This window comes from Gluconobacter sp. P5B12 (assembly GCF_018812035.1).
Taxonomy (GTDB): Bacteria; Pseudomonadota; Alphaproteobacteria; order Acetobacterales; family Acetobacteraceae; genus Gluconobacter.
On record NZ_JACRVV010000011.1, the window covers coordinates 61,701 to 83,474 of the forward strand.

Here is a 21,774-nt window from a genome sequence, read left to right on the forward strand (position 1 = left end):
GGTCCGGTCCAGAGTGGGAACGGGCCGTATCAGATCATGCCCGTCAGATCATGGCGAGAGATACCTTGCGTTGCGGCGGAGGGAAAGCATGATCCAGAACTTTCAGGTCCTCTTCAGTGAGGCTGATTTCCAAACTGGCAACATTGGAGAGGAGATGCTTTGGAGAGCCGGCCTTGGGAATAGCCATGACATTTTCCCGACGCATCACCCAGGCCAGTGCAATCTGAGCAGGGTCAGCCGGGCCAGCAGACGTCTCATGTCTCCCTGCGATCTCGGCAAGAGCGGGGTGCTGGAGAAGTTCGCCGCCCTGCCCCAGCGGAGAATAAGCCATCGTCACAGTTCCGGTCGAAAGATCATGATCCAGCAGATCAAACTCCGTTCCGCGATGTTCCAGACTGTAAAGAACCTGATTGACCTGACAGGACCCTGAAAGCGCCTCGATTTCTTCCATGTCATCAACATCGAAGTTTGAAACACCCCATCCCCGGATTAGCCCGTATGTCTGAAGGTCTTCGAACGCCCGAATGGTCTCTTCCAGCGGCGTACCACCACGCCAGTGCAGCAGATACATGTCCAGCCAGTCCGTATCCAGGCGGTCCAGCGAGCGCCGACAGGCCCGGCGCACGCCGTCATAAGACGCATTGGACGGGAGGACCTTGCTGACGAGATAAACATCATCCCGCACATCCGCGATGGCTTCCCCAACCAGCTTTTCAGACCGGCCGTTTCCATACATTTCCGCTGTGTCGATAACCCGCAGACCGGCTTCCAGACCCGTGCGCAAACTCTCGATTTCCAGAGCGCGGCGATCTGTACTGTCTCCGACATTCCATGTCCCCATTCCCAATGCAGGAACGGTGGTGCCGTTGCGGAGCGTAACGGTTTTCATAAGGCGTCTCCCGGGAAGAACTCTGTCACACAACGACATACCCCCCGAAGATGTTCCGCCTGAACCTCAGCCGGACTTCTTCCAGCCCCGCTCCTGCTGCTGCCAGTACACAAGAGTATGGCCAGCCGCTTTCAAGGCTACCCATCTTTGACGGGCTCTCTGGACGCTGGCGGGGTCACGCCCATCGAACAAGTCAAAAATTCTTGTGAACGGAGAAAAATCGTCTTCTCCAGCGCCATCAATCCGGAACAAGAACTTTGCGCCATTCGGCACATCATCCCCTTCTGTCAGCCAGATCGGCTGCCAAGACGCATGACCCATCTTTGCAGTGCCATGCGGAAGCCACACAGGATCGCGGGACGCCCAGAGTGCGGCATCCAGAACCGTGACTGACGCTGCATCAGGGCAACGGACCAAAGCCCGCTCCCCGACATCCAGTGTCTTGCCCAAAAGCGCAGGCAACGCCTCTTCCAGAGGCGTCCGCGTCAGATGATAAAATCCGACATCCACTCTCAGGCACTGGCCTCATGAGACAGTACGAACTGGTTCAGAAGACGAACCCCAAACCCAGTTGCACCCTTTGGAGCCGTTGGGGACGCCGTCGTCTTCCATGTCGTGCCCGCAATATCCAGATGCGCCCAGACAGTCTCACCTACGAAGCGCTTCAAGAACTCAGCCGCCAGAATGGCACTCCCCGGACGGCCACCAATGTTCTTCATATCAGCAATGTCAGAGTCGATCTGGCGGTTGTAGGCCTCGCCCATCGGCATCCGCCACAGACCTTCGCCAACCTGTTTTCCAGCCTCGAACAGACCGGAAGCCAGCGTGTCGTCATTGCTGAACAAGCCTGCATTTTCCGTTCCCAGGCTCACCACGATCGCACCGGTCAGTGTGGCCAAATCGACCATCAGCTTCGGCTTGAAACGATCCTTTGTGTAGGCAAGAACATCCGCCAGAACCAGACGGCCTTCGGCATCCGTGTTCAGCACTTCAATGGTCTGGCCGCTATAACTCGTCACAATATCGCCCGGACGCTGGGCCCGGTCAGACACCATGTTTTCCACCAGTCCGACAACACCGATCGCATTCACAGGAGCCTTGCGGCGCGCCAGTGCGCTCATGAGGCCGATAACCGTGGCGGCACCGCCCATGTCGGTCTTCATCTCGTCCATGCCGGCAGCAGGCTTGATCGAAATTCCACCGCTATCAAACGTCACGCCCTTACCGATGAAGGCCAGAGGGGCCTCATCACCGCCGCCATTATGACGGACAATCACCGTGCGGGGCTTGTTCGCACTTCCCTGTGCCACACCCAGGAGGGCACCAAAGCCCAATTCCTGCATGGCGGCTTCATCGAGAACTTCCACTTCAAGACCCGTCTCACGGAGCGCTTCGATCCGCGCTGTGAACGTTTCCGGAGACAGGATGTTGGCGGGTTCGCTGATGAGGTCACGGGTCAGAAACACACCGCGAGATACGGCATCCAGAGCCGTCCAGCGCGCTTCAGCGGCGGCAACATCCGAAGCCACGACCGTCAAAGCCTTCAGAACCGGCCTCTCGGAAGACTTCTTCGTGCGATACAGACCAAAGTCGTAACGAGCCAGACGCGCACCCAACGCAGCTTCCGGTGCAAATTCTGCAATATCTGCCGTCAGGGCGAGAACCGCATCAGCCACGCCATCGAGCGCTTTAGCCGCTGAGCCACCAGCATTTTCAACAGCAACCGACCCGACAGCCGAGCCGTCCTTTGCTGCACATCCCACCAGAACAACCTGGGACAAACCGGCAGAAGGCGCCGTCAGAACAACCGTCTGCCCGACTTCGCCCTTAAAACCCTTGAAAGACGCAGCACGGCTCAATGCACCAGCCGTGGCGTCATCGAGGGCCTTGAAGGTGCTGTCTTCAAAGGTCGCCTTCCCATGCCCAATCAGGGCAACGGCCTGTGACTGGGCGTTGTTCAGCGCTGGAAGCGAACCAAAAGAAATATCGAGCATATCGCACCTTTTGCATGGCAGAACCATTTCAGTGCTCCCGTTATCGGGAACAGCGTGCTTCCACACAAGAGGGGAGCAGTTCGACGAGCACAACGGAGACGTCACATGTCACTGCGTTCCGGTTTCATATCCGCAGCAATCATAGCCTCATTCGCGTGCTCTGGTCGGTATGCAACAACTCAAGTCACCTCCCGCGCATCAGCACATGACGAAACGCCTTTCATGAAGTAGCCTTGCAGGCATGACCTCAGCCCCCCTTCATACGGTCTCCCCAGACGATGACCGCGCCCTGCTGTCCCTCGCATTCCGTCTGGCTTCGGAAGCAGCGGACATCATCAACGAGATCCGCGCCCGAGGCTTCCTCACGGAAGTCAAAAAAGACGCCTCTCCGGTTACGGAGGCAGATCGCGCCTCTGAAGACCACATTTTGCGTGGCCTGCGCACGGCATGCCCGTCGCTTGCCGCAATCGGGGAAGAGGAAATGTCCGCCGGGATTGAGGTTACAGCCGGGGACGCCTACTGGCTTGTTGACCCTCTGGACGGAACGCGGGGTTTTTCTTCAGGCGGCAAGGACTTCACCGTCAATATCGGGCTAATCCGTGGAGACAGACCCGCTCTTGGCGTCGTGGCACTTCCCGGATACGGGCTAATCTACAGCGGAGGCGTGGGCCTCGGCGCGCATCGTTTCGATGGCACGACCAGTACCCCTATCCACACAGCGGCCCCTTCGACTGAGGGGCTGCGTGTTCTGGCGTCCAGCCATCATGGTAACACCGAGCTTCTTGAGCGGTGGCTCGCCGGACGCAAGGTCGCGTCCATCGACAAGCTGGCCTCCTCTGTGAAGTTCATGCGTGTCGCAGAAGGCGCTGCCGATTTTTATCCCCGCTTTGGCCCCACCATGGAGTGGGACACCGCCGCCCCACAGGCCATTCTCGAAGCCGCAGGTGGTAGCCTACTGGATGAAAACGGCCAGCCCTTGCGTTACGGCAAGCCTGACCGCCTGAACTCTTCATTTTACTGCACGGGAGGCGCTTCGTGAGCGAGTCTCTGAACACGGAACGCCTGACTGCTGATACCAACGGTATCCGCCGCGCCGCAGAGCTTCTGAAGGCTGGTAAGCTTGTCGCCTTCGGAACTGAAACCGTCTATGGCCTCGGCGCCCTTGCTTCGTCCGACACGGCTGTCGCGCGTATTTTTACTGCCAAGGGCCGTCCACGCTTCAATCCGCTTATCAGCCATCTTGCAGATGCAGAAAGTGCGTTCGCCCAGGCGGACCTGCATGGTCGTACCAAAGACATCGCCTATGCGCTTGCGGAAAAGTTCTGGCCGGGCCCCCTGACGATGGTGCTGCCCCGCGCGCCGAACTCCACCGTTTCGGACCTTGCAGCGGCTGGTTTGAATACACTTGCCCTTCGCGTCCCCAGAGGCAAAACAGCCCTTGCCTTGCTCCGCGAGGTCGGGGCTCCTATTGCAGCGCCCTCCGCAAACATTTCCGGGACCGTTAGCCCATCAGACGCCTCGCACGTGCTGCGCTCTCTGGATGGACGTATCGACGCCATTCTGGATTCCGGCCCCTGTTCTGTGGGCGTGGAAAGCACCGTTCTGGATCTCACACGAGACACACCCGTTCTGCTCCGGCCGGGCGGCGTAACGCTGGAAGAACTGACGGCACTCTGTGGCCCAATCCATCATCCGGATGATTTTGCAGAAGCGCTCCCGTCGTCCCCGGGCAGACTGGCATCTCATTATGCCCCTTCGCTCCCTGTCCGGCTGGACGCCTATGACGTTCGCCCCGACGAGGCGCTGCTCGCGTTCGGGCCTGTGCTCCCCAACGCCGGCTTGACCTGGAACCTGAGTGAAACCGGGAATCTGGAAGAAGCCGCCGCCCGCCTGTTTTCAGGGCTGCGCTTCCTGGATGCAGAAGGAACCAAACGCGGACTGACATGCATTGCTGCCCAGCCCATCCCCCGCCAGGGATTGGGGCTGGCAATCCGGGACCGCCTAAAGCGTGCGGCTGAACCACGCCCACTTTCCCAGAGTCCCGGCTGATCATATGGCCGAAAACCGCTTCGACCCCAAAGATATCAAGATTCTCTCCGATATTCTTGCATTGGTTCTGGCGGAGCCTTCAGGCTCTGCCCAGAATGCGCTCGAAGCCCTTCGTATACGTGCCAAACGCAACAACCTGACAGGCGGCGCGCTCAAAAATCTTTTCACGAGCCTGGCGACTGACACTTCACACCAGAGCGCGGCAGACCGCGAAGAGCAGCTTCGGAACAGGATCTTCCAGCTTGAACGTGAGCTTCGCCAAGCACAGGGCCATATCAGGTCCGCCCAAGGCGCCCTGAGCCATATGCAAATGGAAAGCCGGGCTCTCATGACGGAAATCGCGACACAACGCGCCCAACGTCCATGGCGTTACATTACAATTGCCTTTGGGATCAGCGCGGGGCTATTGCTTGGGATCGCGACAAGCCAGTTCTACCATAGCCTGACAGACCGGCCTCCGATTGACCGATCAGTCTACTTTCGCTGATACCGTATTGTTTTTTTGCCTTTCTCCCGTCACAGGCTAAGGATAGATGAAGGGCCATGGCCTCTTCCCCCGGCGCTGCAAAGCGACATCTGCTGCCCCTTCTTGACCGGTACGTCCTCCGTCAGCTTGTCATTGCCCTTCTGGCACTGACGGGGGGAGCAGTCGCGCTTATCTGGCTGACGCAATCGCTGCATTTCGTCTCGATGATTGTTCAGCACGGACTGTCTCTGCGCGTCTTTTTGCAGCTTACTTCCCTGATGTTGCCGTCCTTTGTGGCAGTCATCTTGCCGATCACGACCTTCCTCGTGATTCTCTTCACCTATCAGCGGATGTCCGGCGACCGGGAAATGACCGTCATGCGGGCCGCTGGACGCTCCCCGTTAGAGCTGGCACGCCCTGGCCTGATCTGCGCAGGAGCCTGCGTGGGCCTGTGTTACGTTTTGACGCTTTGGCTGGCTCCGGTGTCCTATCACGCCTTCCATCGATACGAATTCCAGATCCGCAATCAGATGGCTGCTTTCCTGCTACAGGATGGAGTCTTCACCAAAGTCTCCGGCGACATGACCGTGTATGTCCGATCCCGGGATTCCAACGGGCTGCTACACGGCGTTCTGGTGGAAGATGATCGTGACCCGGATGCTCATACGACCGTTCTGGCCGAACGGGGCACCATCGTCACCGTCAACGACAAGCCTCGCGTCGTCCTCTATAATGGCTCTCGTGAAGAAATCGACCGGCATACAGGGCGCCTGAACGTCCTGACGTTTGGCCGCAACACGATTGATCTGACATCCTCCCGCCAGAACAACCACGAGGAGCGGGATGCGTCGGAAATGCCCTTACATGACCTCTTCCATCCAGACCCCAATGAGGTTTCCGAGCGTGACAGAGGCAAATTTGCGGTCGAAGGGTGGCATCGCCTGACCTCTCCGCTGACGGTGCTGTCCTTCGCCATGATCGGGCTGGTCGCTGTTCTCCGGGGGACGTTCTCCCGGCATGGCAACATTACCCGCCCTCTGATCGCCATTCTGACAGTTGTCGGGCTTCTTGCGCTCTCGCTCATGCTCCAGAATTTTGCTGGCCGGAACCTTGCGCTCGTTCCCCTGCTCTGGGTTGCAGCCCTTCTTCCCAGCATCATCTGTGCAGCTCTTCTGTTCGCGGAACAGTGGACCGGAACTTCGCGCCAGACTGGACGCCCTTCATGAAATCAACGACTGACGGGTATCGCAGCTGGTTTTCCACGCTCCTGCACACCCTGAGACCGCAGGAAACCGAAGTCGGGTTTTCCACGACATTAGCGATCTACATCGCACGCCATTTCACCCTGAACACGCTTTCGATGGTTCTGGCGCTGACAGGGCTTGTGTCCCTGTTCGACTTCATTGATCTGCTCAGACGCGCCGCCACCCGTCCCAATGTGCCAACGAGCCTTATTCTTGAAATCGCAGGCCTGCACATTCCGTATTACGTCATTTATGTGCTGCCTTTCGGTATTCTGCTCGGCGGGATTGTCTGTTTTTCGCGTCTGACACGCTCGTCCGAACTTATCGTCGCCAGAGCTGCGGGCATCTCTGCCTGGCAGTTTCTTGCCAGCCCCTTGGCTTGCGCGCTCCTGATCGGTCTGTTCACAACCACCGGCATCTCGGCCCTCTCCTCCTCAATGTATCGGCAGGCAGAACTTCTGGATCAGTCTTACCTACGGACAGGCGGTGGAGTTCTGACGCTAAAGGGGGGCGAGCTCTGGCTCAGACAGGCCGATGAAGGGCTGACACCGCATGGCGTTGCCATTCTACACGCCCAGAACGTCAAGCTTGCGCAAGACACGCTCGATGTTTCAGGCGTGACCATTTTCCGTCTGGATGACCGTGATCGGCTGATCGTACGCGTCGAAGCACCGACTGGAACGCTCGCCCACCAGCAGTGGAACCTGAATGATTCGTCCTTGCTTCATCCAGACCATCTGCCCGAGAAAGTCGGAACCCTGACCCTTCCTTCCGACCTTACGGTTGACCGCATTCAGGAAAGTTTCGCGTCCCCCGATACGCTCTCGGTCTTTGCTCTACCCGGCTTTATCTCCCTTCTGGAGCGTTCCGGTTTCCCTTCAATTCGGCACAGGTTACATTTCCAATCGCTTCTGGCTCTTCCCATCCTTGCTGGTACAATGGCATTGGTGTCCGCAGGGTTTTCGATGCGTCCCGCACGACGCGGCGGAGTGGCCCGGATGCTGGGATCGGGAATTGCTGCAGGCTTTGCGCTCTTCACGATCTCGAAAGTGGCTGAACAGTTTGGTGAATCTGGCGCTTTGCCGCCGGTTCTTGCCGCATGGGCGCCCACGGGCGCAGGGCTTTGCCTTGCGGTCGCGCTTTTGCTGCACATGGAGGATGGTTGATGTCGGTGCCCCGGTGGCTCCCAAAACGCGCCCGCAGATGCGTCTCTCTTGCAGGCGTCGCCCTGACGGGAACTGCGCTCGTGGCGCCGCAGGACATGTTTGCCAATACGATGCAGCGGGACAATTCGCATATCATCGTCATCGGTAAGCCGACGTCCGAGCATGACCCCCTCACCTATCTGGCTGACAGCGAAAGCTACGCAAAGAACGGTCTGGTCACATGGGAAGGCAATGTCCGCATCTGGCAGGGCGATCACGCCCTCCGTGCGGACAAGATCACCTATGACCGGAATACGGGCGTTCTGGCAGCGCGCGGCCATGTCGCCATCATGGAGCCGGATGGCAGCACAACCTATGCCGCCTATATGGAATTCAGCCATGGCATGCATGACGGCATCGGCACGTCCATCTACATGCAGATGCAGGACAATGCGAAGCTGGCTGGCAACGGCATGCGTCGAACCAATGGTCTGATCAATGATCTGTCACATGCCGTCTATACGGCCTGCAAGATCTGCGAAACGAACCCTGACGCTCCCCCGTTCTGGCAGTTTCAGGCATACGGTGCGACGCAGGATGCCCAGCACAAGCGCATCGAGTTCAACCATGCCTGGTTGAAAATGCTCGGCCTTCCAGTGTTCTATTTCCCGTTTTTCTCGATGTCTGATCCTTCGGTCAAACGGCAGAGCGGCTTCCTGATGGCCGGCATCAGCCCGCATGACCGCTATCTTGGAACGTATTTCACACTTCCATATTTCTGGGCCATTGACGACAGTCAGGACCTCACCGTTCGTGGGCTGGTCTCCACAAAGACAGGCCCGGAAATCACCAGCGAATATCGTCGCCGTTTCAACTTTGGTACGCTGGATATTACTGCCGGTGGCGCATACGACACCAACCGAGAGAGCCGTTACGTCAACACGTTCGGCAACAACGTTAATTCCTCAGGCGAATACGGCCTGCAGGGCTACGTGTTCGGTCAGGGCAATTTCGCGATCAACAAGCATTGGCAGGCAGGCATCAACGTCAATCTGGCGACGTCTGCCAACTACATGCGAGATTACCGCGTTCCTGGTTATGGTCAGGAATCGCTCAACTCGAACGTCTATCTTGAAGGCTACGGCGTAGGCGCCTACGCCCGCCTCGACGCGCAGGCCTATCAGGGTCTGAACCAGGGCGTCATTCAGAACTCTGAACTGCCATGGGCGCTCCCGCGCTTCACCTATGCCTATCAGGGCCAGCCTGATGCGCTCGGCGGCCGTTTCAGTATGAACACCACCGACTTTGACGTCTTCCGTTCCAAGGGTGTGTCTGATCAGCGTGGTCAGCTCCAGATGCAGTGGGACCGTCCATTCCACAACAGTCTTGGCCAGCAGTGGCTTGTAACAGCCCGACTGGACTCAAACGTCTATCGCGCCACCAGTCTGGCACAGCAGCCAACCTATTACGCTGTTGGCGGTACAAAAGTCACCGGGCAGGTTCTGCCGACAATTGCCGTCAAGATGAACTGGCCGTTTCTCAGGTCTTTTGCCCGCGGACGGGGCACGCAGATCCTTGAGCCGATTGTCCAGCTGATTGCCGCCCCTAATACCGGCAACTCTTCCAACAGCAATATGCCGAATGAAGACAGCCTGACGTACGAGTTCACCGATACAACCATGTTCTCCCTAAACCGCTATTCCGGAACAGATCGCCTTGACGGTGGTCTGCGCGGCAATATTGGCGTTCATCAGAGCTGGACGTGGAACGGCCATTCCATTGACATGCTGGTGGGTGAAAGCATCCAGGAGCACATCACGAAGAACCGTATTCCGTATTCCGGGCTGGATCATCATCTTTCGGACCCGGTTGGCCGTGTGCGTTTCACACCCAATAAATACCTCGATGTGACGGCTCGCGGCCGTTACAATCCATGGACACACCAGCTGGACTACGGCGAAGGCCTGTTCAGCGCCGGCATTCCAGCTTTGCGCTTCAGTGCAGGCTATCTCTATGCCCCAGTAACACCGTATTATTACTACGCTACCAATTATCGTGAGAGCGGCGTAAATTCGCCTTATCTGGTCAAAACGAACGAAATCACAGGAAGCGTGGCCACTCACTGGCGTAATTATCATGCCTCCGGCTTCTTCCGGCGCAGCCTGTCCCGGAAACAGTTCGTCGCAAACGGGGGAGACATTGGGTATTCCAACGACTGCTTCGGGCTGGATATCATGTATATCAAACAGTACACACGGATCGGCGGCGAGCAGCGGAACACCACTGTGATGTTCAACTTCACGTTCAAAACGATCGGCACTTTCGGAATTAACGGCTGAGCATGTTCAAGACCCATCGCATCGCATCTACTGCCCTGGTTGCCCTGCTGGCCTTCTCTGCGGCGGTTCCAACCGCTGTGGCGCATGCTGCACCCGCCCACAAGACTGTTCCCAAAAAAGAGCAGGCACCTGTGGCCAAACCACCCGAAGACCAGATCCTGGCTGTTATCAACGGCCAGGTCCTGACCCAGCGTGATGTGGATAACCGCGCCAAGCTGTTCGTACTTTCCACAGGCCTGCCCGTCAGCCCGGATGTTATGAACCGCATGCGCGGCCAGATCATTCACCAGCTGATCGAAGAGCGCCTGAAGACCCAGGAGATGCTCAAGCGACACATCAATGTCGAGCCTGAGCAGATTGCTGGCGCCATCAGCAACATCGAACAGCGCAACGGCATGCCCAAAAATGCCCTGCGTGACCGCCTCGCGTCTGACGGCGTTTCCCTGACGACGCTGATCGATCAGATTCGTGTGCAGATTGGCTGGATGCAGGTCCTGCGTGAGCAGTTGGGCGAAGGGGGGCGCATTACAGCCACCCAGATCGCGCAGCGTGAGCAGGCCCTTCAGGCTGAGCAGGGTCGCGCGCAGTACATGATGAGCGAAATTTTCGTTCCTGTTGCTGACCCTCGCCACGATGAAAACGAACTCACGTTCACACGCACCATCATCTCCCAGCTTCGCGAAGGGGCTCCCTTCCCGATTGTTGCCGCCCAGTTCTCGCAGGCACAGTCTGCTCTGGATGGTGGTTCCATGGGGTGGGTACAGGAAGACAGCCTCGATCCACAGGTCGTGAATGTCGTTCGGCAGATGCCGATTGGCGCTATTTCCAATCCGATCCAGGTTGCAGGCGGCTTTGTCATTGCAACGGTGCAGGCCAAGCGCGTCGTCGGCAAGCAGATGGGCACGCTCGTTGCCCTGCGTCAGGCATTCTTCCCGTTCGATGCACCACTGAACCCGCAAAATCCGACCCCTCAGCAGCAGGCAGCTCTTCAGAAGGCGACACATGCTGTGGAAACGATCCATAGCTGCGACGCAATAGAGGCTCTCAACAAGTCTCTTGGGGAGAAGCGTCCCAGCAACCCCGGCACGCAGATCCTGGAACGCCTCGCCCCTCAGATGCGCTCCATCATCGAGCCTCTACCAGTCAACAAAGTCAGTCGCCCTCTGGTCTCCATGGATGGCATAGCCCTGTTAATGGTCTGTGATCGCCAGCAGAAAAATCTGGCACAGCAGACACCGGGTGAAATTGCCGATCAGCTCATGAACGAGCGCGTTGAACAGGCTTCCCGTCAGCTCCAGCGGGATCTGCAGCGTCGGTCCATCATCGATATACGCCCTGCCGCAAAACCGGCTCTTAACTGACGTGAGCCTTCCTTCTCTGAAAGAGTCCATTCAGGCTTATGGCCTGGATGCAAAGAAGTCTCTTGGTCAGCACTTTCTTCTGGATCCCGGAATTTGTGCTCGGATCGTCGCCTTGGGCGGCGATCTGACAGGGCGAAGCGTTGTTGAAATCGGACCCGGCCCTGGTGGTCTGACACGAGCTTTGCTCGATAGTCCTGCAAGCCGCGTCGATGCTGTGGAAATTGACGAACGAGCCTGGCCACTGCTCGAAGAGCTCGCCGGGCACTATCCGGATCGTCTTCATATTATCCGGCAGGATGCCCTGAAACTGGATGCCGCAAGCCTTGCGCCTGCTCCCAGACAGATCATTGCGAACCTGCCTTACAATGTCGCCACTCCCCTTCTTGTGGGCTGGTTGAGGCAGGCCCATGCGTGGGAACGCCTGTCCCTGATGTTCCAGCTTGAAGTTGCTGAACGCATCTGTGCTGAACCAGATACCTCCGCTTACGGGCGGCTGGCTGTGCTGGCCCAATGGTGCGCGTCCTGCTCCGTGGCTCTGCGCATTCCACCGGGGGCATTTTCCCCGCCACCAAAGGTTCATTCTGCCGTTGCAGTCCTGATCCCGCACGCAGAGCAGCCTGCACCAGAGCTTTTCCGAGCGATGGAGCGCGTCACAGCCGCCGCGTTCGGACAGCGCCGCAAGATGCTACGTTCATCTCTCAAATCGATTGGCGGGGAAGCACTTCTGGACGCTGCGGGCATTGAGCCGACACGCCGGGCTGAAACCCTGAGCGTTGCAGAATTTGGCCGCCTTGCAGAGCTGCATCTTGCCCGCTCCTAAGAACCTTCCCCGCTGTCGCTGGGCCGTAACAGACCCTCTTCTTCGCCAGTATCATGACGAAGAATGGGGCGTTCCGATCCGTGATAGCCGAGAGCTGTGGGAGACTCTCGTTCTGGAAAGCTTTCAAGCTGGCTTGTCCTGGGCGATTGTTTTGAAAAGACGAGAAGGTTTTCGAAAGGCCTTCGCCAACTTCGATCCTGAAAAAGTAGCGCTCTTTACGGAACAGGATATCGACCGCCTCATGCAGGATCCCGGCATCATCCGGGCCCGTGCCAAGATCAAAGCCACCATAGGCAATGCACAGGCCTATCTGGCCATGCAGGCACGAGGCGAAGACCTTGCAGGTTTCATTGCATCATTGGTTCCTGATGCTCCGGTTTACAATTCAACCGGAGCAGTATTGGCGCAGTCACCTCTTTCAGTAACTGTGTCCAAGGCTTTGAAAGCCCGGGGCTTTCGCTTCGTTGGCCCTGTCATCGTGTATGCCTGGATGCAGGCCGTGGGTCTGATCCACGATCATGACCCATCCTGCTTTCGCTACACACCCCAAGTATAAAAACTCAGACTGCGCTTTTTGCGCGCTCATTCTCAAACATGTAATCACGCGTCAAAGGCACGGCATCCACAGATCGTGTTAACTGAAGCTGAAAATTCATGTGCCCCTGCACACGGAACGCCAGTTCGCTCCCAACAAGATACAATTCAAACATCCGCACAAAGCGCTCGTCATACAGATCTATGATTTTCTGTCGGTTCGCATCAAAGCGCTTACGCCATTCTGCAATTGTCTTGGCATAGTGCAGACGCAGAACTTCGCAGTCTGTCATCCAGAGACCGGTGCGCTCAATAGCAGCTAGCGTCTCGCTTAAAGACGGAGAATATCCTCCGGGGAAGATGTATTTCTGAAGCCACGCATTGGTGGTTCCCGGCCCATCCGTCCGACCGATCGAGTGGATTAAAGCCACCCCATCCGGCTTCAAACATTCCTTAATTCCGCGAAAATAGCGCTCAAATTGCGGTTGCCCAACGTGCTCGAACATTCCGACTGACACGACACGATCGAACTCGTGATGAACATTCCGATAGTCCATGAGCTCGAAACGGACCTGCCTTTCAAGTCCCTCTGCCCGCACTCGAGCCCGCGCTTCCTCCAGTTGCTCTTTTGAAAGCGTAATACCGACAACCGTCGCGCCATAGTCTTTTGCCAGTGTCAGTGCCAGACCGCCCCAGCCGCACCCAATATCCAGAACTTCCAGTCCGGGACGGTTTAGATTGAGCTTAGCTGCAATATGTCGCTTCTTTGCGATCTGGGCTTCCTCTAGGGTCATATCCTCACGCTGGAAATACGCGCACGAATATTGGCGGTCCTTGTCGAGGAACAAGTCGTAAAGTCGACCATTCAGATCATAGTGATGCGCAACATTCCGGCAGGACCGCTTCAGGGAATTAAGTCCCTTCAAAGGTCGCAGAAGATAACGGAGTCGGTCCTCGATCTCCTCAAAAACATGGCCACCCTGCGTGATGTTCGCCATCAGAACGATCATCAGCGTCTCAAGAGTGCATCCTTCCGGCGCAAGTTCGCCAGCCATATATTCTTCGCCAAACGCCAGCCCGGAATTAATAACTAGAGAACGCTCAGCCTGTTTTGTTTTGAGATGTAAGCCTGCTTCAACGCCGGGCGTTGCCCCACGATAAGTATGTATCGTGCCGTCACTGAACGTGACTCGCAGCGTTCCAACCTGAATAAATTTCTTCAGAACGAAATCGAGAATGGGTTTCACGCCTGTCTCCCTCCTGTTCACGCGTCATGACAAGACATGACACAGTCTTCAGTTTCCTGACCGGGAGAGCAGACATCAAAAAACCCGGCGCGGGAATACCCGGCCGGGTTTTCTGTTGGCTATGCCAGAGAAATCAGCCTTCGGCTTCTTCCGTGACTGCAGATTCGGCAGCAGCTTCTTCAGCTGCGTTCTCTGCCTGCAGTTCGCCGAGGATGTTGTCATCCTCTTCTTCCACGCCAACGGCTTCGCCGCGGGCCTGGCGCTCAGCTTCTTCAGCAGAACGTGCAACGTTGACTGTCAGCGGAATGGAAACTTCCGGGTGCAGGACGATGCGGGCTTCCGTCAGGCCAAGAGACTTGATCGGGTGAGCCAGAACAACCTGCTGACGAGCAACCGTAAGGCCAGCGTCCGTAGCAGCAACAGCGATATCACGCGTGCTGACAGAGCCGTACAGGTTGCCGCTGTCACTTGCCTGACGGATGATGATGACAGACAGGCTGTCCATACGTTCGGCAAGACGCTCAGCTTCTTCGCGCTTCTTGATGTTCAGCGCTTCAAGCTGGGCGCGCTCCGTGTCAAAGCGCTTGCGGTTTGCGGCCGTAGCACGCATCGCCTTGCCTTGCGGAAGCAGGAAGTTACGGGCGTAACCCGGCTTCACGGAAACAAGATCGCCCATCTGGCCGAGATGCTCGACCCGCTGGAGCAGGATCAGTGCGGTCTGGGACATGGTGCTCTCCTCAGCTTACGACGTAGGGGAGCAGGGCAAGGAAGCGGGCACGCTTGATAGCCTGCGCCAGCTCACGCTGCTTCTTGGCCGAAACAGCCGTGATACGGCTCGGCACGATCTTGCCACGCTCAGAGAGGAAGCGGCTCAGAAGACGCACGTCCTTGTAGTCGATCTTCGGCGCATTCGGGCCGGAGAACGGGCAGGACTTACGACGACGATAGAAAGGACGGCGTGCGCCGACAGCCGTGCGACGGGCTGCTGGGTTGACGTCGTTCACGTCGGTGGTGGTTGTATCGGACATGTTTCTTACTCCGCTCCAGCCGCCTCACGAGCATCGTCCTGCTCGCCGCGTGCACGGTATTCTTCACGGTCTTCGCTGCCACGACGCGGGCCGCCACGGCCGCTCTCGAAGCGACCAGCCGGCTTGGAGCCGCCACGGAAGCTACCACGGTCGCCGCGGTCATCATTCTTGCGAGCAAGAACCGGGGACGGAGTTTCGTCGATTTCGTCAACGCGAAGCGTCAGAACGCGAAGCACGTCTTCGTTCAGGCCGAGCTGACGCTCAACTTCACGAAGCGTATCCGGCGTGCAGTCGATACCGAGCAGGACGTAATGGCCCTTACGGTTCTTCTTGATGCGGTATGCGAGCGAACGGAGACCCCAGAATTCGCGCTTCTGGATGGAACCACCATTCTCGGTCAGCAGGGCTTCAATGGTCTCAACCAGGCTCTCGACCTGTGCCTGAGACACATCGTTACGTGCGATGAGCACGCTTTCGTACAGTGGCATGAAAACTCCCTTCGGATAAGGTCAACCCAACTGGTCCAGCCCGTGCCGGAGACAGTGCAATCTTTATGGGAAAGCGCGGGTATAGCCGGCGCGACGCCACATCGCCCGGCAGGGAAAGGCTGCATTAATCATGCAGCCTAACGGAAATCAAGGATAAACTCAGAGTCGACGCAGCTCTGCCGGGACATATTCGTCAGGAACGTTCCAGATTTCCTGAACAACATACTGAATTACAAACCCACATTTCTGATAATTGGTCAGAGCTCTGGGATGATCCAGTGTGCAGGTATTGACCCGCAATCGCCAGCACCCTGCCGCAAACGCCTGAGAAATCGCGGAATCTAGCAATGCCCGACCTAAGCCATGACCAATTGCCGCTGGCAGCAGTCCGAAGTACGCCAGATTGGCGTCTCCACCCTCTCTCAGATCCAGTTCGTAGAACCCAAGAGGCGTACCATCTGCCTGCCAGAGCACCATGAAGTAAACGTCAGGATCATGGACGATTTCAGCCAGTTTTTCGTCCGGCATCGGACGACGCATCCACCAGCAATAGTCTTTACCGACTTCCCGATAAAGCTTGCGGTATAGCGGCAAAGCCGGAGGGAGAACTCTCTCAAGAGAGATCCCCTCCGGCCAAACCGGAGCTGGGCGGCTCGCCCTCGTCTCCAGAAAAGTCACACCCACCTCAAAGCGGGTGGATGATCCCTGCGGATGAAGCCAGGCCGGCAGCATGACCCAGACGATCAGTTATCGTCGAGGAAGGAACGCAGCTTGCGGCTGCGGCTCGGGTGCTTGAGCTTGCGAAGAGCCTTTGCCTCGATCTGACGAATACGCTCACGCGTCACGTTGAACTGCTGGCCCACTTCCTCAAGGGTGTGGTCCGTGTTCATGCCAATACCGAAACGCATCCGCAGAACGCGCTCTTCACGTGGCGTCAGGGATGCCAGAACGCGCGTGGTTGCTTCACGCAGGTTGGTCTGGATCGCGGCATCCAACGGAATAACAGCCGTCTTGTCCTCGATAAAGTCACCAAGATGGCTGTCTTCCTCGTCGCCAATCGGCGTTTCAAGGGAGATCGGCTCCTTGGCAATCTTCAGGACCTTCCGGACCTTCTCCAGCGGCATACCCAGCTTCTCAGCCAGCTCTTCCGGAGCAGGCTCACGCCCGATCTCATGCAGCATCTGACGGGACGTGCGCACCAGCTTGTTGATCGTCTCGATCATGTGCACCGGAATACGGATCGTCTTGGCCTGATCGGCGATAGAACGCGTGATCGCCTGACGGATCCACCAGGTGGCATAGGTCGAGAACTTGTAACCGCGACGGTACTCGAACTTGTCCACGGCCTTCATCAGACCGATGTTGCCTTCCTGAATCAGATCCAGGAACTGCAGACCACGGTTCGTGTACTTCTTGGCAATCGAGATCACGAGACGCAGGTTGGCCTCGATCATTTCCTTCTTGGCACGTGTGGAGTCACGCTCACCACGGGAAATGGTCGCATACACACGGCGGAATTCCCCAACCGGCAGGCCAGTCTCGTGAGAAAGCGCCGCAAGATCGGCACGCATGGAGCGGATCTGGTCCAGGTGCTTGGTCGTCAGCGTCTTCCAGCCCTTACCGGGCAGAGTGCAGATAAAATCAACCCAGGTCGGGTCCATCTCACGGTTACGATACTTCAGCAGGAAGTCATCACGCGAAATCTTGCAGCCCTCAGCCAGACGCAGCAAGCGACCTTCGAGGTTATTCAGACGCTGAACATGCATCTTGATCTGGGCAACAAGCTCTTCAATCCGGTTGTTATGCAGGTGAACCTGCTCCACCAGACTGACCAGTTCATGGCGCAGTTCTTCATAGATGTTCTCAGACTTGTCCGAGCTTTCCTCGCCGGCCGTCAGGGCCTCCAGACGCTTGACCTGAAGCTGACGCAGCTTGTGATACAGCGGCTCGATGGCTTCGAAGCGGGCCAGAATTTCTGGCTTCAGCTTCTCTTCCAGAGCAGACAGGGACAGGCCACTGCCTTCCTGCTGATCACCGTCGCCTTCTTCGGCATCGTCGTCCGTGGCGTCTTCGTCAGACGCAGCTTCCTCGCCTTCCTCGCCCTCTTCGCCTTCAGGACCCGGACCGACAGCCTGACTGGCTTCCAGATCGACGATGTCACGGAGCAGCATTTCGCCGTCCTTGAGGCGTTCATGCCAGGAAATGATCGCGCGGATCGTCAACGGGCTTTCGCAAAGCCCGCCAATCATCTCGTCACGACCCGCTTCAATGCGCTTGGCGATCGCGATTTCGCCTTCGCGGGACAGGAGCTCTACAGACCCCATCTCACGCAGATACATCCGAACCGGATCATCCGTGCGGCTGGCAGCCTCGGCATCAATATTGCCGCCCTGAGGCTCGTCTGATTCCTCAGCTTCTTCCTTGGCTTCTTCCTGAGCCGGCTCAGCTTCGTCCTGTTCTTCGTTTTCCAGAACCTGAATGCCCATCTCTGACAGAGCTGCCATGACGTCTTCGATCTGCTCGGAGGACATCTGGTCCTGCGGCAGAACGGCGTTCAGCTCGTCAAAGGTAATATGGCCACGCTCACGCCCTTTGGCGATCAGCCGCTTCACGGCAGCGGATTGCGTATCAAGAAGAGTGGCATCCCCCTCCTGTTCCTGCGCGTTCCGATCCGTACCAGAGGCTGTTTTCGTCGCCATGCGTCTCTCCCTCAACTCCACCGAAAGCAAGCAATTCGGCAGCGTGCAGGTGGTCGATCCTGAGCCGTAAGTCAAGGTTTAGACGAAAAAGAAAGCAACTTCAGGGCAATAAAAAACGTTAGCCCCGGCCTTTTTCACCCTTCCTCTTCAACATCCTCACCGCGTCGCAGCGCTTCCAGAACCCTCATCCGCGCCAGCAGGCTTTCCGGAAAAGAAGAGTCTCCGCCCCCTCCACCAGAATAGACCTGCATGATGGTTGCCTGAATGTCATTGGCCACTTCGCGCTCGAAATTGCGAAAATTTACAAGCCCGTAAAAGTGCCACCAGCTCTCCACGACATCGATCTTGAGAACTTCATCTCTGTCTTTTCCGAGCCCCACTTCCCGAGGCATGGGACTTTCTGTCACGGCCGCCACGATATCCGTCAGTCCATGAGCCTCGATCCAGCGATGGCAGTTCTCTTCCGTCAGATCCTCGTCCTGACAACTCCAGTCTAGAAGAGCGGAGCGAATCCGATCCAGATCCACTGGTAGAGCCAGACTGCTATAAGCCTGCTCTACCTCCGGAAGAATATCCGGATAGCGCAGCAGCATCGCAGTCAGAATGTTGAGACGCTCCACACTCCCCTGCTCGATATGCCGCATCTCGCCGGGGGCCTGCGTTGAAAGAGGAAGCGGTGCCCCTTTCTTCTGGAACGGCTTTTTGCTTCCACCCCCGCGCCTGAACCGGGCAAAAAACATATCCAGAAACGTACTGCGATACTCAGACGCGAGTGCCCGATCCGGGATCAGCTTTGACAGAGCAACAAGCTTCTCACGCAACGCCGCCCGCTGATCGGGACCGGGATCAACCATCCCCCCTGTCATCAACCCGAACAATTCAGTCGCCAGAGACGTCGCCCCAGACAGGGCTTCCTTCATGGCCGCAACGCCGCGTGTACGGATCAGACTGTCCGGATCATCTTTAGGGTCGAGGCGGCAGAACCTGAGCGTTCGTTCGGGAGACAGCAGCGGAAGCGCGACTTCACAGACCCGCAAAGCGGCGCGGGCTCCTGCCGCATCACCATCCAGACACAGGATCGGAGAGGGCGTCATGCGCCACAGCAGATCCAGCTGCTCTTCGCCCAGCGCAGTCCCCAACGGCGCCACAGCACCGCCGAAGCCTGCCTGGTCCAGAGCAATGACGTCCATATACCCTTCAACCACAACAAGCTCAGCCCCTTTGTGGACAGCCTCACGCGCCAGATCGAGGTTGTAGAGTGTACGCCGCTTGGAGAAGAGCGCCGTTTCCGGACCATTGAGATATTTCGGTTGCCCGTCTCCCAGGGTGCGTGCGCCAAAAGAAATCAGCTTGCCGCGGCGATCCCGGATCGGAAACGTCACGCGATTGAAGAACAGTTCCCCTTTGGGCTGTCCCCGATCATCCACGCGCAAAATGCCCGCCTGAACCAGCATTTCAGGCGTCACATCATGGGCGCGCAATTCTTCAGCCAGATGCCGCCCATCGCCAGACCACCCCAAACCAAACCGCTCGATGGTCGCGTCACTCAGTCCGCGCCCACGCAGATAAGCGAGCCCTTCCCGTCCTTCCGGAAGAAAGAGCCGACGCCGGTAACTGGCCTGAACAAGGGACAGAACATCGCCAAGAGATTTGACCTCCCGCGCACGCGCCTCACTCCGTGGGTCCTGCTTCGGAACTTCAAGGCCTGCTTCAGCGGCTAGTTGCTCAACAGCCTCAGGGAAACTCCGGCCGTCGCTCTGCATGACAAAGGAGATCGCATCGCCATGAGCGCCGCAGCCAAAGCAATGGAAATGGTCATCATAGACGTAAAAAGACGGCGTCTTTTCCCCATGGAAAGGACAGCATGTCTTCCAGTTACGACCGGAGCGAACCAGCTTGTTGCGACGCCCGATCAGGGAGGCCAGCGGCGTTCGATTGCGGAGTTCGTCCAGAAAGGCGGCGTCAAATGCCATCGGGCAGCAGGAGCCTTTCAATCAGGTCTGTCAGGAGAGAAGGCTCTTACAATCCTGGGAAGGGAAAATCTACTCTTCCCCAAATCTCCCTGCGTTAAAGAAAACCTGAATAGTGAATGCCAGTTTCCGAAACAATCGTAGCCGTTTTCCTGATCTGGAAACGATTACAATATGAAAGACAGAAGAAATTTTTTTCTTTTGACACCCATCAAGGGAAAAGGCGCAAATATAGCGTCAATATGGCAGTCGAATGAGGCACAGGCCCCTGCATCCCTTTAGGGGGATGGATGAGTCGCGCCTTCACAAAAGATTAAAGACGCAGGATCTCAACCTATGACCGTAAAAATCACGGTACTAAAAGAACAGGACGAAGGCGGTGAACGCCGCGTCGCCCTGATCCCGCAGGTTGTCGAGCGCCTCAGCAGCCTCGGCGTCTCTTTCGCGATGGAAAACGGGGCCGGTGCCGCCTCTTCCTACCCGGATGAAACCTATAAAAACGTAACCCTTTCAACAGACAGGAAGGCGCTCCTCGGCGATGCGGATATTGTCCTCGCCGTTCAGCCTCCCACCATTGAAACCGTTCAGGCCATGAAGCCCGGCGCCGTTCTGGTGTCTTTCATTTACGGCCGAAACCACCCTGATCTGGTCAAAGCCCTTCGGGACCAGAAAGTCACATGCTTCGCCATGGAGCTGGTTCCCCGCATTTCCCGCGCGCAGGCCATGGATGCCCTGTCCAGTCAGGCCACCCTCGCAGGCTATTACGCCGTTCTGCTCGGGTCCGTGCACATGACCAAGATCCTTCCCATGATGACCACAGCTGTCGGTTCCCTGCGGGCCGCGCAGGTTCTGGTCATGGGCCTTGGCGTCGCTGGCCTACAGGCCCTCGCAACGGCCAAGCGTCTTGGTGCCGTCACGGAAGGCTATGACGTCCGCCCCGAAACACGCGAAGAAGCACAGTCTCTCGGTGCCAAATTCGTCGATACCGGCGTGGATGCCACTGGCAAGGGCGGTTATGCCCGTGAACTGACGGACGAAGAAAAGCAGACGGTCCGCAAGGCTATCAGCGATCACATCGCCCGCGCCGACCTGATCGTCACGACAGCCGCCGTCCCCGGCAAAAAGGCTCCGCGCCTGATTGATGCCGAGCAGATCAAGGCCATGAAACCCGGCTCCGTCATCATCGACCTCGGTGCAGAAGGTGGTGGCAACTGTGAAGGCACACAGGCTGGCCAGACCGTGCAGGTCGGCCCGACGACGATTGTCGGCCCCATCAATGTTCCGTCCATGCTCGCCCTTCAGGCCAGTGAACTTTATTCCAAGAACATCATGCATCTGCTCCAGCAGATCCTGACCAAGGAGGGTCAGATCCAGCTGGATTTCACGGATGAAGTCATTTCCGGCACAGCCCTGACTCATGATGGCTACATCACGAACGAAGGCATCCGCACGGCCGTCGATCCGAATTCCCCGGCACCGCCCGCACCGCAACCCCCTGCCC

At 57.5% G+C, this 21,774-nt stretch carries 20 protein-coding genes; 10 read left to right on the plus strand and 10 right to left on the minus strand.

Annotation, left to right across the window (positions count from 1 at the left end; genetic code table 11):
• Positions 1-43: 43 nt before the first annotated feature.
• The 3 genes from KP702_RS14885 to KP702_RS14895 all read right to left on the minus strand — a co-directional run bounded on the left by KP702_RS14885 (position 44) and on the right by KP702_RS14895 (position 2,883).
• On the minus strand, positions 44-889 hold the full coding sequence (locus KP702_RS14885; protein WP_215769305.1) for an aldo/keto reductase: 846 nt from the start codon (positions 887-889) through the stop codon (positions 44-46).
• A gap of 66 nt (positions 890-955) precedes the next feature.
• The gene (locus KP702_RS14890; protein WP_215769306.1) at positions 956-1,399 is read right to left on the minus strand and encodes a DNA polymerase III subunit chi; all 444 of its coding nucleotides are present in this window, start codon (positions 1,397-1,399) and stop codon (positions 956-958) included.
• A gap of 2 nt (positions 1,400-1,401) precedes the next feature.
• Complete coding sequence (locus KP702_RS14895; protein ID WP_215769307.1) at positions 1,402-2,883, minus strand: leucyl aminopeptidase; 1,482 nt, start codon at positions 2,881-2,883, stop codon at positions 1,402-1,404.
• 241 nt (positions 2,884-3,124) lie between these two features.
• On the opposite strand from KP702_RS14895, the gene KP702_RS14900 reads away from it, so the two are divergent.
• Genes KP702_RS14900 through KP702_RS14940 form a run of 9 tightly spaced genes read left to right on the plus strand, consistent with a single transcriptional unit; the run spans position 3,125 to position 12,863 of the window.
• A complete protein-coding gene (locus KP702_RS14900; protein ID WP_215769308.1) occupies positions 3,125-3,922 on the plus strand; it encodes a 3'(2'),5'-bisphosphate nucleotidase CysQ in 798 nt (265 codons plus the stop codon).
• Complete coding sequence (locus KP702_RS14905; protein ID WP_215769309.1) at positions 3,919-4,932, plus strand: L-threonylcarbamoyladenylate synthase; 1,014 nt, start codon at positions 3,919-3,921, stop codon at positions 4,930-4,932. The genes KP702_RS14900 and KP702_RS14905 overlap by 4 nt, the downstream gene beginning before the upstream one ends.
• Before the next feature lie 4 nt (positions 4,933-4,936).
• Entirely contained in the window at positions 4,937-5,419 is a 483-nt protein-coding gene (locus KP702_RS14910; protein ID WP_215750746.1) for a hypothetical protein, read from the plus strand.
• Between the two features lie 56 nt (positions 5,420-5,475).
• Positions 5,476-6,624 carry an LPS export ABC transporter permease LptF gene (gene lptF, locus KP702_RS14915; protein ID WP_202207671.1) on the plus strand — a complete coding sequence of 383 codons (1,149 nt, stop codon included), beginning with the start codon at positions 5,476-5,478 and terminating at the stop codon, positions 6,622-6,624.
• Positions 6,621-7,808 (plus strand): LPS export ABC transporter permease LptG, encoded by a 1,188-nt coding sequence (gene lptG, locus KP702_RS14920; RefSeq protein ID WP_237389967.1) that lies wholly within the window; start codon positions 6,621-6,623, stop codon positions 7,806-7,808. The genes lptF and lptG overlap by 4 nt, the downstream gene beginning before the upstream one ends.
• Positions 7,808-10,126: an LPS-assembly protein LptD gene (locus KP702_RS14925; RefSeq protein WP_202207672.1), complete on the plus strand. Its 2,319-nt coding sequence runs from the start codon at positions 7,808-7,810 to the stop codon at positions 10,124-10,126. Before lptG ends, KP702_RS14925 begins: the two co-directional genes overlap by 1 nt.
• A 2-nt stretch (positions 10,127-10,128) precedes the next feature.
• Entirely contained in the window at positions 10,129-11,487 is a 1,359-nt protein-coding gene (locus KP702_RS14930; RefSeq protein ID WP_202207673.1) for a peptidylprolyl isomerase, read from the plus strand.
• A 1-nt stretch (position 11,488) separates the two neighbouring features.
• On the plus strand, positions 11,489-12,307 hold the full coding sequence (gene rsmA, locus KP702_RS14935) for a 16S rRNA (adenine(1518)-N(6)/adenine(1519)-N(6))-dimethyltransferase RsmA (RefSeq protein ID WP_202207674.1): 819 nt from the start codon (positions 11,489-11,491) through the stop codon (positions 12,305-12,307).
• Positions 12,294-12,863: a DNA-3-methyladenine glycosylase I gene (locus KP702_RS14940; RefSeq protein WP_202207675.1), complete on the plus strand. Its 570-nt coding sequence runs from the start codon at positions 12,294-12,296 to the stop codon at positions 12,861-12,863. The genes rsmA and KP702_RS14940 overlap by 14 nt, the downstream gene beginning before the upstream one ends.
• 4 nt (positions 12,864-12,867) lie before the next feature.
• On the opposite strand, the gene KP702_RS14945 is transcribed toward KP702_RS14940, so the two are convergent.
• From KP702_RS14945 to dnaG, 7 genes are all read right to left on the minus strand, one after another.
• The gene (locus tag KP702_RS14945) at positions 12,868-14,088 is read right to left on the minus strand and encodes a cyclopropane-fatty-acyl-phospholipid synthase family protein (protein WP_202207676.1); all 1,221 of its coding nucleotides are present in this window, start codon (positions 14,086-14,088) and stop codon (positions 12,868-12,870) included.
• A gap of 133 nt (positions 14,089-14,221) precedes the next feature.
• Positions 14,222-14,815 carry a 50S ribosomal protein L9 gene (rplI, locus tag KP702_RS14950; protein ID WP_202207677.1) on the minus strand — a complete coding sequence of 198 codons (594 nt, stop codon included), beginning with the start codon at positions 14,813-14,815 and terminating at the stop codon, positions 14,222-14,224.
• Between the two features lie 10 nt (positions 14,816-14,825).
• The gene (rpsR, locus tag KP702_RS14955; protein ID WP_046901240.1) at positions 14,826-15,116 is read right to left on the minus strand and encodes a 30S ribosomal protein S18; all 291 of its coding nucleotides are present in this window, start codon (positions 15,114-15,116) and stop codon (positions 14,826-14,828) included.
• A 5-nt stretch (positions 15,117-15,121) separates the two neighbouring features.
• Positions 15,122-15,604: a 30S ribosomal protein S6 gene (gene rpsF / locus KP702_RS14960; RefSeq protein ID WP_046901239.1), complete on the minus strand. Its 483-nt coding sequence runs from the start codon at positions 15,602-15,604 to the stop codon at positions 15,122-15,124.
• Between the two features lie 159 nt (positions 15,605-15,763).
• Positions 15,764-16,336 carry an N-acetyltransferase gene (locus tag KP702_RS14965; RefSeq protein ID WP_202207678.1) on the minus strand — a complete coding sequence of 191 codons (573 nt, stop codon included), beginning with the start codon at positions 16,334-16,336 and terminating at the stop codon, positions 15,764-15,766.
• 11 nt (positions 16,337-16,347) lie between these two features.
• Positions 16,348-18,303 carry an RNA polymerase sigma factor RpoD gene (rpoD, locus tag KP702_RS14970; RefSeq protein ID WP_202207679.1) on the minus strand — a complete coding sequence of 652 codons (1,956 nt, stop codon included), beginning with the start codon at positions 18,301-18,303 and terminating at the stop codon, positions 16,348-16,350.
• A 134-nt stretch (positions 18,304-18,437) separates the two neighbouring features.
• Positions 18,438-20,276, minus strand: coding sequence for a DNA primase (gene dnaG / locus KP702_RS14975; protein ID WP_202207680.1), 1,839 nt, complete (start codon positions 20,274-20,276; stop codon positions 18,438-18,440).
• Positions 20,277-20,609: 333 nt separating this feature from the next.
• Here dnaG and KP702_RS14980 point away from each other — a divergent pair.
• A partial coding sequence (locus tag KP702_RS14980) for an NAD(P) transhydrogenase subunit alpha (protein ID WP_215769310.1) occupies positions 20,610-21,774 on the plus strand: 1,165 nt, incomplete at its 3' end.

Bases quoted from the DNA above. Each gene is read 5' to 3' on its own strand.
- KP702_RS14885 (WP_215769305.1), bottom strand. From the start codon at position 889: ATGAAAACCGTTACGCTCCGCAACGGCACCACCGTTCCTGCATTGGGA.
- KP702_RS14895 (WP_215769307.1), bottom strand. From the start codon at position 2,883: ATGCTCGATATTTCTTTTGGTTCGCTTCCAGCGCTGAACAACGCCCAG.
- KP702_RS14900 (WP_215769308.1), top strand. From the start codon at position 3,125: ATGACCTCAGCCCCCCTTCATACGGTCTCCCCAGACGATGACCGCGCC.
- KP702_RS14910 (WP_215750746.1), top strand. From the start codon at position 4,937: ATGGCCGAAAACCGCTTCGACCCCAAAGATATCAAGATTCTCTCCGAT.
- lptF (WP_202207671.1), top strand. From the start codon at position 5,476: ATGGCCTCTTCCCCCGGCGCTGCAAAGCGACATCTGCTGCCCCTTCTT.
- lptG (WP_237389967.1), top strand. From the start codon at position 6,621: ATGAAATCAACGACTGACGGGTATCGCAGCTGGTTTTCCACGCTCCTG.
- KP702_RS14925 (WP_202207672.1), top strand. From the start codon at position 7,808: ATGTCGGTGCCCCGGTGGCTCCCAAAACGCGCCCGCAGATGCGTCTCT.
- KP702_RS14930 (WP_202207673.1), top strand. From the start codon at position 10,129: ATGTTCAAGACCCATCGCATCGCATCTACTGCCCTGGTTGCCCTGCTG.
- rplI (WP_202207677.1), bottom strand. From the start codon at position 14,815: ATGTCCCAGACCGCACTGATCCTGCTCCAGCGGGTCGAGCATCTCGGC.
- rpsR (WP_046901240.1), bottom strand. From the start codon at position 15,116: ATGTCCGATACAACCACCACCGACGTGAACGACGTCAACCCAGCAGCC.
- rpsF (WP_046901239.1), bottom strand. From the start codon at position 15,604: ATGCCACTGTACGAAAGCGTGCTCATCGCACGTAACGATGTGTCTCAG.
- KP702_RS14965 (WP_202207678.1), bottom strand. From the start codon at position 16,336: ATGCTGCCGGCCTGGCTTCATCCGCAGGGATCATCCACCCGCTTTGAG.
- rpoD (WP_202207679.1), bottom strand. From the start codon at position 18,303: ATGGCGACGAAAACAGCCTCTGGTACGGATCGGAACGCGCAGGAACAG.
- dnaG (WP_202207680.1), bottom strand. From the start codon at position 20,276: ATGGCATTTGACGCCGCCTTTCTGGACGAACTCCGCAATCGAACGCCG.